The sequence below is a fragment of the candidate division Zixibacteria bacterium HGW-Zixibacteria-1 genome (assembly GCA_002838945.1).
Classification (GTDB): Bacteria; Zixibacteria; MSB-5A5; order GN15; family PGXB01; genus PGXB01.
In genome coordinates, this window is sequence record PGXB01000012.1 from 1 (window position 1) to 14,722 (window position 14,722).

At 48.4% G+C, this 14,722-nt stretch carries 11 protein-coding genes; 10 read left to right on the top strand and 1 reads right to left on the bottom strand.

Annotated features, from left to right (window positions below):
• The first annotated feature begins 478 nt into the window (after positions 1-478).
• Positions 479-1,384 carry a hypothetical protein gene (locus CVT49_06515; GenBank protein PKK83786.1) on the top strand — a complete coding sequence of 302 codons (906 nt, stop codon included), beginning with the start codon at positions 479-481 and terminating at the stop codon, positions 1,382-1,384.
• A 299-nt stretch (positions 1,385-1,683) separates the two neighbouring features.
• Here the strand turns inward: CVT49_06515 and CVT49_06520 are convergent, their stop codons facing one another.
• Positions 1,684-2,514 carry a hypothetical protein gene (locus tag CVT49_06520; protein ID PKK83787.1) on the bottom strand — a complete coding sequence of 277 codons (831 nt, stop codon included), beginning with the start codon at positions 2,512-2,514 and terminating at the stop codon, positions 1,684-1,686.
• A 100-nt stretch (positions 2,515-2,614) separates the two neighbouring features.
• Here CVT49_06520 and CVT49_06525 point away from each other — a divergent pair, with 100 nt between their 5' ends.
• The 9 genes from CVT49_06525 (at position 2,615) to CVT49_06565 (ending at position 14,643) form a co-directional block, all read left to right on the top strand.
• Positions 2,615-3,841: a hypothetical protein gene (locus tag CVT49_06525; GenBank protein PKK83788.1), complete on the top strand. Its 1,227-nt coding sequence runs from the start codon at positions 2,615-2,617 to the stop codon at positions 3,839-3,841.
• 101 nt (positions 3,842-3,942) lie between these two features.
• A complete protein-coding gene (locus CVT49_06530) occupies positions 3,943-4,545 on the top strand; it encodes an RNA polymerase subunit sigma-24 (GenBank protein ID PKK83789.1) in 603 nt (200 codons plus the stop codon).
• Positions 4,502-5,191: a hypothetical protein gene (locus CVT49_06535; protein PKK83790.1), complete on the top strand. Its 690-nt coding sequence runs from the start codon at positions 4,502-4,504 to the stop codon at positions 5,189-5,191. Before CVT49_06530 ends, CVT49_06535 begins: the two co-directional genes overlap by 44 nt.
• Positions 5,192-5,387: 196 nt before the next feature.
• The gene (locus CVT49_06540) at positions 5,388-6,038 is read left to right on the top strand and encodes a hypothetical protein (protein ID PKK83791.1); all 651 of its coding nucleotides are present in this window, start codon (positions 5,388-5,390) and stop codon (positions 6,036-6,038) included.
• Positions 6,022-9,531 (top strand): hypothetical protein, encoded by a 3,510-nt coding sequence (locus CVT49_06545; GenBank protein PKK83792.1) that lies wholly within the window; start codon positions 6,022-6,024, stop codon positions 9,529-9,531. The genes CVT49_06540 and CVT49_06545 overlap by 17 nt, the downstream gene beginning before the upstream one ends.
• A 1-nt stretch (position 9,532) precedes the next feature.
• Entirely contained in the window at positions 9,533-11,452 is a 1,920-nt protein-coding gene (locus CVT49_06550) for a hypothetical protein (GenBank protein ID PKK83793.1), read from the top strand.
• A gap of 111 nt (positions 11,453-11,563) precedes the next feature.
• Positions 11,564-12,736 carry a cysteine desulfurase NifS gene (gene nifS / locus CVT49_06555; GenBank protein PKK83794.1) on the top strand — a complete coding sequence of 391 codons (1,173 nt, stop codon included), beginning with the start codon at positions 11,564-11,566 and terminating at the stop codon, positions 12,734-12,736.
• 56 nt (positions 12,737-12,792) lie between these two features.
• On the top strand, positions 12,793-13,893 hold the full coding sequence (locus CVT49_06560) for a tRNA 2-thiouridine(34) synthase MnmA (protein PKK83795.1): 1,101 nt from the start codon (positions 12,793-12,795) through the stop codon (positions 13,891-13,893).
• Positions 13,894-13,965: 72 nt separating this feature from the next.
• Positions 13,966-14,643: a metal-dependent hydrolase gene (locus tag CVT49_06565; GenBank protein PKK83837.1), complete on the top strand. Its 678-nt coding sequence runs from the start codon at positions 13,966-13,968 to the stop codon at positions 14,641-14,643.
• Positions 14,644-14,722: the final 79 nt, after the last annotated feature.

A 14,722-nucleotide genomic window follows, 5' to 3' on the forward strand; every position in this document is an offset into this window, starting at 1 on the left:
ACCAAAAGAACAAAACCGTTGGTTATACCAGTGTCAAGAATACAACAAGTGTTTCATATGTTCTGAGACATACTGTCTCGGATCTCATGATACTGTACATTCAATACGCCCCTACAATGGCGTCTGCGGCCGGAATTAGCATTAAAGTAATGCGGTTTTTGTGTGTGGGACGGTTTTATATCGTTTTTCTCGGCGGGTTACAAACCCGCCGCTACATATTGTGGCGATTCCCCAGGTCTCTGACATCATTTTTCCATTGCCAATTTTTCTAAAGAATCTATCTTTCATAAGTGGATTAACACATCATTGAATGACTCCACGGCGAAAATTTACGATGATAGACATGGGATTAATTGTAGGTCGGTGTTCCGAGCGCATGAGCGCCAGCGAATAAGCGAGTAACCCGACTTACTCGAATTGGACTACTTTTACCATAATGCAAGCTTTTATCATATACATTAAGAATTCAGTAAATGTAATGTCATTTATTATTATTCTAACAGCATGTAATGCCAAAATTGGAATAGATGACACAATACTATTATATGATGTTTCCTATGATGGAGAGTATGGTATTATAAAATATGTTCATATAGAGGGGGATGGATCCGATGGAAAACCGGTTCTTGTTGAAGAAAAATATTATCTTGTTGATCAGCTTAATCCCAGCGAAATGAAATGGCGAGTGCTCGATAGCCTGCCTAGTGGAAGCCTTAACCCATCACTTTCTGGATTAAACGGAGTTGTTTTTATTAGACATGATTCCGCGAAGGCGGAGATTATTTACAAGGAAATTGAATCAACCAATTTGACTACCACTCTGTTGAGTGGCAATTATCCCGATTTGATGTATTTTGACATTATCAGGACGTATGCTGTTCTCTATGACTCCGTCGACACCCTACTTTTTCTGGATCAAGGTCGGAGTAGTTTATTAATCAAATTAGCAGCCGAAAACAATTATGAAGTGTTAAGGAATTTTGGACAAGGCGGTGATATTTATTTGACGCCCGATTACTGCGAAATCATTATGGCCGGCTATTCCGTTGATCCGTATGGTTCGATACCTTCGAAAATACTTGTTTATGATATTGAAATTGATTCGCTTTGGACTTTTTATAAATCACCTAATATTATATCAAATCCCCAAAGAATGAGTCAAGGCGACAAGATATATTATTTGGAAAAGGAGTACAAGACTGGTGCCGCAAATATCTTCCGTCGAGATAATAGTGGCAATGTGGAACAGGTTACGACTTATATTTATCCATATAATGTTGAGTCTTTCTTTTTGACGAGTTGTTCGCTGGTCTGTGATATAAGCAAGCAGATAGACACAAATCGCTTCGAAACATTTTATGAAAATATAGGTCTGAAAAAGTAATAGTAGGGCTGGCGTGGCCCCGGAGCTTTGCTCCGGGTTTCAGAGAATGCAGCTTTTATCGATGAGATGGCGATGGTTGAGTAGGCGGGCGCGAAACGGGATATATGAATTTCCGCTTAGGATTGATTCAATTGAATATGATGTCAGGAGAATCATTGAGCATATTTAGAAACCCGGAGCGGAGCTCCGGGCCACACCTGGCCTAAGAAAGACGGGCAGATGTGGACATCTGCCGCGCACTAGAGTTCGAACCCACAGCCCGCCAAGGCGGATGAGGCACCCTCAATTAGGCTTGCTATTTAACTAATGAACTCCCAAAGCCTGGCTTTCATTTTATTTGTGATTAGGCCAGCTTTGTAAGTGAATTTCTTATCGGCTGTTATCGAGATTACCGGAAGGATTAGTTTAAGTGATGAGGTGACGAAGATTTCATCACTTTTAAGAAAATCGGCCAGTTTAATATCCTTTATTTTGATCGGGATTTTGTCGGTTTTGGCCAGCTCGATAATATGCTTGCGAGTCATGCCCTCAAGGCACCCGGCGGTCAGCGGGGTGGTAAACAGAACGCCATCCTTGACCCAGAACAGGTTGGCCGACGTGGCCTCGGCCACGTTGCCTTTGCGGTTGAGAAGGATACCGTCATCGAAACTCTCCGAATAGGCCCGTTTCCGTGAAGTCATCTCAATGATAAACGAAAGAGTTTTGACATTGCGGAAGGGGGAATGCTGATCGACGCGAAACGGGGAGACAGTCAGGCGGAAAGGTTGAGTGGGGATTTCATATTCGGTGACGATGACAATAATCCGCGGATCGGTTCGCTTACCGGCCCAGAAGGCGGAATCGCCGGCGGTAACGGTCACCCTCACTTTTTTGACAGGGGCGCTGTTTTTCAGATTGGCGGCGTTGATCCATTGGCGGATCTTGTCGCGGGTGACCGGCAGGTTGATGCCGATCAGGGCGGCCCCTTTTTCGAGCCGGTCGAGGTGATCATCAAGGAAAATCACTTTGTCGCCGATAGCCAGCAGGGTTTCAAACAGGCCGTCGGCATAAAAAAGCGAGTTGTCGAAAACCGAGATTTTGGCCCGGCTGTTCGGAACCGCTTTACCGTTGATGGAACAATTGATTTTCATGGAAGGTTAATATAAGGATTAAAATTATTTTCGACAATGGAGAATATATCGCGCTGCATTTTGTTGACAGAAACGGCGCAAACGGTATATTGGCCAGCCTATGATGGAATTTGTGAAGCTGCTGATTATTTTTGTCGGCATAGTTATCGGGCTGCGAAAAAAGATTTTCGTGGGATATTTACTGTTCGGGGCGGGAATCCTGACGGCCATTTTATTCAGGGCCGATTTCTGGCCGATGATTGATACCTATAAGCATCTTATACTGTCGAAATTTTTCTGGCGGCTGTATGCTATTATCATTCTGATTACCTTTCTGGGGCGGATACTCAAGGAGATCGGTTATCTCGATAAGCTGGTCAGCGCCGGGGAGGGGTTATATGGAGGGGCACGGACCGCATCGGCGGTGCTTCCGGCGATGATCGGATTGATGCCGATGCCGGGCGGGGCGCTTCTTTCGGCCCCGCTGGTGGGGCGGTTTTTGACCGATTCGAAATATTCGCCGGAGTTCAAGACGGTGGTCAATTACTGGCCGCGGCACGTGATGGAGTTTTGCTGGCCGATATATCCGGGGTTGGTGTTATCAGCGGCGCTGGCAACGGTTCCAATCGGAACCATTTCGCTGCTTCAGATGCCGATGACTTTTATCATGATCCCGATCGGCATCCTCTTTTTTATTCGCAAAATCGATGTCAATAATAAGGGAAATGGTCAGTTGTTCAGGCCGATAGGGCTGATAATTTTGCGAATCTGGCCGATTCTGCTGGCCATTATTATCTATGCCGCAACTGGACTGGAACTGCTCTGGTGTGTTCTGATTTCGATTATTTTGCTGATGGGCGTCGAGAGACCACCATGGAAAGTCATCAAAGATACCGGGAAAGAGGCTTTTTCGCCCCGGCTGGTTGTTCTGGTGTTCGGGGTGCTGTCTTTTCAGGCCATGCTGGAGCTGACCGGCGCGGTGGGCTCGATTCCCAAATTGACCACTGAGCTGGGGTTTCCGGCTGAACTGGTGATTATTATGGTCTCTTTCATATCGGGGCTTTTGACCGGTATTTTGTTTGCGCTGGTGGGGCTGGCCTATCCGCTTCTGGCCGGCTATCTTTATCAGCCCGATGTAAATCTGGCCAATATATTTCTGGCTTTCATATCCGGTTATGTCGGGATGATATTCTCGCCGACTCATTTTTGCCTTATTTTGACCAATGAGCATTACCGGTCGAATTTGGGCCAGGTTTACCGGATTCTGACCGGCCCGCTATTGCTGCTTTTTCTGGCCGGATTTGTCTTGTATTTGCTCGGGTACCCCTGGAATTTATTTTCCGGCTAAAGAAATATGTTGACTTTCAATAATTTAGAGATTTTTTCGTATTTATTCATGGAACTTTTAATTATGCCGAATGTAATATTAGAAAAGACAGGTGAATCGTAATGGCAAAAGAATCTGAAAAGCAGATAGATTACGACCTGATGGAAAGGATTCAGGGCGGGGACATGGTGGCGTTTAGCACGCTGGTGGATCGTTATAAGGATAGACTGATGAATATAATTGTAAGAATGCTGCACAGTACCGAAGAGGCGGAAGACATCGTTCAGGAGACCTTCTGCCGGGTATACCAGCATCGGGAATCCTTCGATTTTCGCCACTGTTTTTCGACCTGGATTTACACCATAGCTCTTAATCTGGCGCGAAACGAGCTGAGAAAAAGGAAACGGTTCAAATTTACGGATATTTTTGATATGCAGGGGAAGGAGATGGAGATTGCAGTGGAGATGGAGATTCCATCCAATTTACCCAAGGCAATCGAAACCGCCCTTGAGAATATACCTGAGAAATATCGGATGGCCTTTGTGTTAAGGGATATGCAGGAGCTTCCCTATGAGGAAGTGGCCAAAATTATGAATATCCCGCTCGGGACGGTTAAATCGCGAGTTAACCGTGCGAGAGCGATGCTTCGAGAGAAATTGAGACCTAGAATGGAGGAATACAATGCGTTGTCGAAAGGTACGCTCCTTCCTGTCAGCTTATTGTAATAATGAGCTGCCGGAAAAGCGACAGGCTTCTGTCAGGGAGCATCTTGGACGATGCGATGACTGTCGTCGCGAAGAAGCTGTTTTTCGCGAGCTGAAAGGGTCTGTTGATACATTGCCGAAATATCGGGTAACAGATGATTTCAACACCGGGCTTTTAAACCGGGTCGCGCAGGAACGGTTTAAGGAGACCAGAACCAAGGCTTATTTCCCGCGAAGGGCCCCGATTTTGGGCTGGGGAAGACTGGTTCCGGCGATGGCCACAGCCTGCCTGGTCTTGGCTTTTGTATTTTCAGGCGGTCTGGGAATTCTGGACAAGCATGATCAGCAGCCGACGTTTGCCAACCAGGACCAGGGCGGTCAGTATCTGGATGATCGGTATAAGGAAGTTCAGCCGGCAGACGATCATGTTTTGACCAAACACAGCTTGTCCAACTGGGCTTTCCAAAAACAGATGGCCAAGGCCAATCGGATTCGCAATTTGATGAATCAACTGGCCAACCAGAATAGTTTTGGAAACACGGCTCAGCTTGCCGGAAGCAGCTATTATGGTAATCGTCCACTGATGGTGCGTCTGCCGTTTGACAGACGGACAGTCAACGGCACTTATACTGCCCAGAGTGTATTGACGGCAGAGGAGGCCCAATAATCCCAAGAGTTCTTTAATGGTTTTCTTGTACTTCCAGCCGGGATAATATTGCTCCTTTTATCCCGGCTTTTTTATGCCCGGGCCGGACCATAATCGGGAAAAAACATAAACAGGAACAAGCTGAGTTTTATGGCATTTTGATATCAAAAAGATTATAATTAGCCACATGTTGAGTACGGAAAAACAAAAGGATTTTTTGAGTTCTCTGGCCGGCATCAGGGATGACGGCCGGGTGCGGCTGATTTCGATACTATCGGCCGCCATTGCGGTCAGTTCGGAAGAATTCACGGAAAGAATTATCGGTTATCTGAAGAACATGGAATTCAGCCGTGAAGCCATTTATGAAACGATTCTTCAGAGTTACTTATTCCTGGGTTTCCCGCGGATGATCGAAGCGGCGTTGGTCTATAACAATATTTATGGGGATATCAAAAAAGAATCCCGGGTCGAAAAAATATCGGGAAATGAAGCGGAAAAGTGGTTTCAGGATGGTATAAATTTATGCCGGAAGGTTTACGGGAAAAATTTCGAAAAGCTGGAGAAGAGATTCCTGGCGGTTTCGCCGGAGATGTTTCGCTGGATGGTATTGGAAGGGTACGGAAAGGTGCTGTCGCGGCCGGGCCTGAGCCAGATCGAGCGGGAATTAGCCGAAGTTGCGGCGCTGATTGTCGATATCAGGGAACGGCAGTTGATTTCTCATGTGCTGGGCAGCCTTAATGTCGGGGCCACGATGGACCTGATTAAAAGGGTCAATGAAGACATAAGACCAATTGCCGGCGATGAGGCATATAACATGGCCGCGGGAGTGATCAGCGGGATCGAGCAAAAAAATGAAACTGAGATATAGAATATTATTATCGATTCCAATCACGGCATTGGTATTTATCGTCACGTTCTACCTGGCGGTATTTCAGTTTAACTTAATCGAGTACATGGCCAATCGGGAGCTGGCCAATCGTATCGGAGACAATCTTCCGATGCGGGTGCATATCGGTGAAATTTCTGGAGATTATATATCACGGCTTTATTTGAAGGATATCTGGGTTATTTATGAGGACAGCCTGACGACGTACACGATGGCGCATATTCCGGAGTTATTCGCGCAGTATTCCGTGAGGCAATTCTGGATGGGACATATCGAATTCAAGAAGATCTATATCGATTCGGCCGAATTTACCCTGAGACAATCACCGGATAAAAAATGGCTGATACCGCGGCTGCTGAAAGCGTCCCAGCAGAAGAAGGATATGTTCGATTTTAACGTTAATGATGTCGGCCTGAATAACCTGAAATTGAATCTCATAAGAGCGGATGACAGTTTGACCTTCAGCAATATAATCCTCAAAGCGTCGATTGCAGGAAGCCAGAAAACTTATTCGGCCCAGATACAGGGACTTAATTTCCGCTCATCCGATTCGCGTTTCAATTTGCTGTCGGCCGACGGAAGCATCACATTAACCGGCGATCAACTTATGTTCCAGGATGTCCAGATAAGAACCGACTCATCGGATGTTACCCTGGGGGGCATGATTGTCATCGATAAAAGGCTGCAAACCGAATTTGAATTGAATGCGAGGAAGCTAAATATAAGGGAGCTTTCGCAGTTTATCAAAGCCAATCTGGACGGCAATGTCACGGCCAGCGGCAAAATGCATTACAGCGATGGCAGTATCGATGGTGCAATATCCTTATCGGGGACATTCATGAATCGCTATTTCGACTCACTTTTCGGGACCTTCACTTTCGCCGAAAATCGGCTCCATTTCGATACCCTGGAAGGTGTTGTGCTGAACGGCTGTGCCATCACCGGGAAGGGCAATATTGATTTTTCGGTCAAACCCGAAAAGTACGATCTCCTGGCCACGATCGACGGTTTCAATCTCAATAATCTGGTCTTCGACTCATACCGGTCAAATCTAAGTGGAGACCTGAATCTCAGCGGGCGGGGTTTCACCAGCCGGGATATGGTGCTCGATATTGTCGTCAACCTGGACGAGTCCTGGTTCGATGAGTACCATGCCTACAAAGTAATCGGCGATATGATCATCACGACCGACAGCCTCAACCTGAGGGACAAGTTTGCCGTCAAGTACCACGACAATACATTTATAGCGGAAGGCAAACTTGATTATACCGGCCCGGTGTCACTGACCGGCACTGCCAGCTTTAAAGACTTATCCGCTTTCAACGGCCAGACCTTCATAGAAGAAATGGGCGGAAGGGGAGATGCGGCATTCGATGTCTCCGGCGAGCTGAATAATCCCGATATCAGGGGTTTCTTCAAATCGGATTCGGTCTGGATCTATGGAATACATTCATCGGAGGCCATTATCGATTTTGACATCACCCACTTCTTATATGATCGGGATGGATATGTAAATACTCATCTGTTCCGGGGGGCAGCTTATGATGTTCCGTATGACACTATTTTTCTGCAAATGCATCTTGATTCCCAGTACGTTTTCATCGACAGTTCCGAATTATGTAATGAGTACGCCAACCTGGGCGGATATGGGACACTGGACTACCTGTCCTACCCGCAACTGCTGACCATCGATGATGTCGCCGTTACCCTGATGGGGTTGCCGTTGCGCAATGACGGCTATGTCCTGATAGATATCGATTCGACCGGCTATGATATCAAGAATTGCCGGCTGGTGCGACCGGTCGGATATATTGACGGCAAAGGGCGCATCAATTATGACGAGAGCATGGATTTCAAGCTTTCGGGAGCAGGGATTCAGATAGAACCATGGGTCAAACTTATCAACAAGGAATATGGACTCAGGGGATCGATCTCGGGCGAACTTGATTTGGCCGGAACGTTTCTGGAGCCCGAGCTTAAATTTACGGGCGGCATCGACACGCTGACCTATCAGGATCTCTGGCTCGGTGATCTTTGCCTGTGTTTTGACTACAAAGATGAATTGATCGATATCGATTCGATCGCATTGAGGAGCGAAAAAGGGTACTATAAGGCCGAAGGCGTCTATCCGATTAATCTTGCCTTCACCGAAATCGACGATCGCTTTCCCGACCGGGATCAGGACATCCGCATTCAGGCCTACGACCAGGAACTTAACCTGGTCAGCCGGATTATTTATGAGGTTGAAAGATTTGCCGGGACCTTTAATGCCGATTTCAGGTTGACGGGAACTCCCCGCACCCCTCATATAGATGGAACCGCCACGATCAGGAACGGTGTCCTGAAACCATATGATCTGGTGGATTCTCTTCAAAATCTTTACGCCGATATCAAGATGGTCAATCAGACCATTTTTATTGACAGCGTTTCCGGAATTTGCACCAATGGCAAAAAGAGCGGGACAGTCAATGCCCACGGAGAGGTAATTATAAAATCGATCGATGCCTTCGATTACAATGTTAATGTCTCGGCGCGGGATTTCCCGGTCAAATATGAGCTTGGCGATATCGAGGCACTGGCGGAAACGGCCGATTTTAAGATTCTGGGAGTGACGCCGCCCATCGTTTACGGCGATATCAAAACCAGATCGGTCGCTTACCGCGAAAATTTTGCCGAAGAGGACGAGGGGTGGATTTTATTATCGGCGCTTGAAGGGGAAAACACCTGGGATTTAAATATCAACCTCGAGGCGGTTTCGAACCTGTGGATCAAGAACGCTGACATCGATGCCGAGTTCGGGGGCAATCTGAATCTGATTCGCGAAAACGGGATTTATCGTTTTATCGGATCGATGGAGATTCTGCGCGGCAATGGATTTCTGGCGGGCCGCACTTTCAGAGTCGAGCCGGGCGGACTGATCAGTTACGAGGATATCGAATACCCCAATCCTATGCTTGATATTTATGCCACGACCAAAATCAGGGGCATGGCCCCGGATCAATCGGGCGAGGCCTCGACAACAACCGACCTGGAGCTGCGCATTCATGTCACGGGTACGCTCGACGAGCCGAATATTGCCACGGCGGAAGGATCCCAGTTCAGTACGGAGGAACTGCTGACGCTTCTGGTGCTCGATGATAACCAGCAGAACCCGGATGTCGGGTCGGTTTCATCGACCGCTTTCGGTTTTATGTCATCCCAATTCGGCCGCATCGGCGCCAAAACTCTCGGTGTGGAGACGTTCGAAATTGACCCGGTTTATGGCGACAAAGTAACGCCGCTCGGCACAAAACTGACGCTGGGTGCTTATGCCCTCCCGAATCTTTACATTTACGGCAGTCAATATCTGTCAGATAATCCGGGGTTGATCGGCGCCGGATTTGAGTACCGATTGAAAAGATTCCTGCTGCTCGAAGGGCGCGGGGATGAGGGTGATCTTTATCAACTGTTTTTGAATTTTTACTGGGATTATTGATTTGAAAACGATTTGCAGACTGATTTTCTTCGGCGTCCTGGTGCTGTTCTGTTCTGCGGCCAGGGCGCAATACACCGATGAGCAAATGTTGAATCGATGGCTCAGCAAGAAGCCGGTTATTGATTCCATTACCATAAAAATGGATGGTGACAGCCCCTTTACTCATAAGAAGATTCGGAGCGTTCTTTACTCTTACAAATCCGACATTCCACTGCTGAACCTGCTTAGTGCTATCAGAGGGGACAGGCGGCGGCGTGTCCAGCGAGAGACCATCATGCGCGACACGGCCGAAGTCAAATATCTTTTTCTATCGGCCGGATTCCTGGGAGTGCAGGTAAGGGAAAATTTCGAGCCGATTCTTCCGGACTCCAATGCCCTTGTCAGAATAAATGTCGAAACCGGGCGAAGATTCTATTATGATACCGTTCTGGTCGACGGCAGATATGAGCCGCGGCTCAATGGCGATATTATAAAATTGACCAGACCTTTCAGGAAGGAAAAGCCGGTCGATCCTTTTAAACTCAAGCAGGCCGAGTATGATATGAAATCGGTCCTGGCCAATAACGGTTATCCGTATGCCTCTGTCATATATAGTATTGATACCACCGAAGAAAATAACGAGGCGGTCATTAATTTTAATATCGACTCTGATTCACTGGTGCATTTCGGCGATGTCAGAATAGTCGGTGTCGATAAATTTGATACATCTCTGGTGGAACGCGAATTGACTTTCCGGAAAGGTGATCAATACCGCCGCAAGGATATTATCAAGTCGCAGAAACGCCTGCTTGAAACCGGCTATTACTTTACCCTGAGGTTGAACAGCACTGTCCAGGACACATCAGCCATGCAGGAGCGGCTGAATCCGGATTTCCTGCTCACTTTGCGCGAGAAGAGAGCCCAGCACATTTCGGTCAAGACCGGTGCGGCCCAGGATTCCCTGAAGGATTTGATCTGGTCGTTTTCGGGAGCATGGAGCAAGCGAAACTTTCTCCAATCACGCTATCTTGAACTAAGCGCCCGGTCATCGTTCGTAATATTCACCGAGTGGCGGTTGAATGAGCACAGCTATCGCGCTCGTATTACCGAGCCGTGGTTTCTGGGGCTGCGCATGCCGCTGACGCTGACGGCGCAGGTGGAGCCGGGGGTAAGGTCACTGGTTCAGCCCTATCGCAAGCAGACCTGGTATGTCTCGGTGACAACCACCTGGAACGTTACCGAGAAATTGAAACTGCTGACCGGGCTTCAGTATGAGAAGGTCAACATTTACGGGGTGAGCAAAGAGGCCGAATTGCAGATCAAGCAGGAAGAGGGAATAAAGGTTCGGCGGAAATTTTACGTCAATCTTGTCCGCGATTCCCGAAACAATCTTTTTGTGCCGTCACAGGGCTCGGTGACCGGGCTGCGGTTCGAGTATATCGGGGGATTTCTGGGCGGCGATGATTCGTTTTATCAACTGGAGTCAAGCTGGTCGCGGTATCGAAGGATTTGGCCGGGATGGATATCCGCCACCCGCTTCAAGGCCGGCTTTCTTCAGGAGATGAAGGATTCTCCCTCGGTACCGACCGATGACCGCTATTATATCGGCGGCGCCAACACGATCAGGGGATTTGCCGAAAACGAGCTGGGGCCGCGATCGGCGGCAGGGAATTTCAGCGGCGCCGACATTATTGTCATTTTTAACCAGGAGTTGCGTTATCCAATTATCGGCAAACTCTGGGGATCGTTATTCACTGACATCGGCAACGGCTACATAAATCGTGATGACATAAAGTTCAAAAATCTGGCTCTTTCATACGGTCTCGGCATTCAGTTTGTGTCCCCGGCCGGCCCGATTCGTCTCGATTATGCGCGGCACATCAGATCGGAGGGGATCGAGCCGGGGGATAAGGTTCACTTTACGATTCTTTACGCTTTCTAGGCCGCGTGCCGTATATACCTGATGATGTATGCGATAGGCCGATATTGACAAAATGGCGACAATTTATATATTATTTTCTAAATATAGTAATTTGGGTATAAGGATAGATCATTGAAGCAAATATATCTCGATAACAACAGCACGACGCCCCTGGATGAACGAGTTCTGGAAGCGATGCTTCCATATCTCAAAGACAAATACGGCAATGCCAGTTCGGTTCATAATTTCGGGCGGGAGGCCAAAACCGCCATCGAAGAGGCGCGGGAGAAAATCGCCGGTCTTCTTGGCGCAGACCCGGCGGAAATCTATTACACTTCGGGCGGGACCGAATCCGATAATCTGGCGGTGATCGGCACGGCCTTTTATAATGAAAAGAAAAAGAAGCATGTCATCACCTCCCGAATCGAGCATCATGCGGTTCTAGAGGCGGTCAAGTTTCTGGAGAAGCGCGGATTCGGCGCCGATTATATCGACACCGACAATGCCGGCATCGTTTCGGCCGACGAATTGAAAGAAAAGATGACGGAGCAGACCTCGATAGTATCCATTATGCATGCCAACAATGAGGTCGGGACCATTCAGGATATCCCGAGACTGGCCGAGATCGCCAAATCGAAGGGGGCGGTATTTCACACCGATGCGGTGCAGTCAGCGGGCAAAATAAAAGTTAATGTCGAGGACCTGAATGTTGACATGTTATCGATGACAGCGCACAAGATGTACGGCCCGAAGGGTACCGGAATATTATACATCCGCAAGGGATTCAAACTGACGCCGCTGTTTTACGGCGGGCATCATGAGAAGAAACGCCGTCCGGGAACCGAAAATGTGGCCGGCATCGTCGGATTTGCCAGGGCCCTGGAACTGGCCGAAAGCCGCCGCGAGAATGACCATAAGAAATGGACGGAGCTGGCTGAGTTGCTGATTGACGGGGTGCAGTCAAAAATATCGGATGTATCCCTGAACGGCCCCAGAGATGAGAGAAGGATTCCATCGACGGTGAATCTGTCATTCAAGGCGGTCGAGGGGGAATCGATAATTCTTTCGCTGGATATGAAAGGGATCGCGGTTTCATCCGGTTCGGCCTGCACGTCCGGTTCACTGGAAGCATCGCATGTTCTGACGGCCATGAATGTCCCGGTCGATCTGGCCCAGAGTTCGATACGGTTCTCGATGGGTCGTTTTACCACCCGGGATGATATTGAATATACGATTTCGGTTTTGCCGGAGATTATCGAGAGGTTGCGAGCGATGTCTCCGCTTTACAACCAATCGAAGCAATAGAGTGACATTAATCGGAAAATCAGGGGCCGGTTTTCCGGCCCTTATTTATTGAAAATATGACCGGTAAAGTTTTAGTGGCAGTTTCGGGCGGGGTCGATTCATCGACCGCCATGATGCTTTTGAAAGAAGAGGGGTACGACGTTGTCGCCGCCCACATGAAGCTGTGGGATTATGGCGAAGTCGGCGGGGAGAGCCGCCGCGACGGCCGCTGCTGCAGCCTTGAATCGATAAACGACCTGCGGTCAATCTGCACGGCCCGAGGCATCCCCTTTTATGTTCTCAATTTTGTCGATCGTTTTCGGGAGATTGTGATTGGCAACTTTGTTTCCGAGTACCGGGCCGGGAGAACGCCCAACCCGTGCATCTTGTGCAACACGCATCTGAAATGGGAGGGGCTTCTTAATAAGGCGCTGCAACTGGGATGCGATTACATTGCCACGGGACATTATGCCCAGGTCGTGTTCGATAAAGAATATTCAAGATATGTCATTAAGCGGGGCGTCGATGATTCCCGCGACCAGTCATATGCGCTCTGGGGACTGACACAGGCGGCGCTGGCACGAACATTGTTCCCGCTGGGAAAGTACCGCAAGAGCGAAGTGCGAGAGATGGCGGCACGGCTGGACCTGAAAAACGCCGCGGCGCCCGAGTCACAGGATATATGTTTTGTCGCCGACAATAATTATCATCGGTTCCTGAAGGAGTGGGAGGAAAAGGAAGGGAGAGGTTTCATACCGGGAAAGATTATCAAGTCAAACGGCGATGTGGTCGGCGAACATCAGGGCATCGCTTTTTACACGGTCGGTCAGCGGCGCGGAATGGGCATCTCGCATCCGACCCCGCTGTATGTCAAAAAAATCGATCCGGCCGCCAATACGGTTATCGTGGGTGACGATCAGGAATTATTCTCGGATACAATGACGGTCTCAAATATCAACTGGGTCGCGCTGGATAACCCGGGTCAGCCGTTCGAGGGGCAAATCAAGATCAGATATCTGCATAATCCGGCGGCGGGGAGTATAAATCCTCTTGAAAACGGCACGGCGGATGTCAAGTTTTCTCAAGCTCAGCGGGCAGTCACGCCGGGGCAGTCGGCCGTTTTCTATGATGGTGATGTGGTGCTTGGCGGCGGGCTTATCAATAGTTCAAAAAAATAGTTGAACTTCAGAGTATAATTTGTAAGTTTAAGCCGGACTATTGTATTCTTAATCAAGGAGAGAAGAATTATGCTGAAAGCTACATTTCTCGGTCATAGTTGTGTTATGGCCACGGATGGAAAAAATAGTATTATCATCGATCCTTTTCTGACCGGCAATCCCCAGGCAAATATGAAGGCCGAAAATGTAAAGGTCGGCTGGGTGCTGGTCACCCACGGCCACAGCGACCACCTCGGCGATGCCGTACCGATAGCCAAAGCCAACGACGCGACTATTATCGCCCCCAATGAACTGGCGGTTTATGTTTCCAAACAGGGCGCCAAAGCGCACAATATGCACATCGGCGGCGCCTACAATTTTCCGTTCGGAAGAGTCAAATTGACCATTGCACACCATGGATCAGGGGCCGGCGACGGCCTGGAATACACCGGAAACCCGTGCGGTTTCCTGATAACGATGGGCGGCAAGACGATGTATCACCCGGGCGACACGGGACTGTTTTACGATATGAAGCTGATCGGCGAAATGAATAAGATCGATCTGGCTTTTCTCCCGATCGGCGACAATTTCACCATGGGGGTCGATGACGCAGTCAAGGCGGTTGAATTTCTTAAGCCGAAAAAAGTGGTCCCGATTCACTATAAGACATGGGAAGTGATCGATACCGAGCCGACCGAGTTTGCCGAAAAGCTCAAAGGCTCAAAAACCGAGGTTGTTATTATTAAACCGGGTGAGTCGGTCGAAGCTTAACTTGTATAATAGATAGGATATTTAAATTTCAGGGAGGGTCGGCAGGAAGCTGTCCGCATCCATAAAATTGAGGTAATAC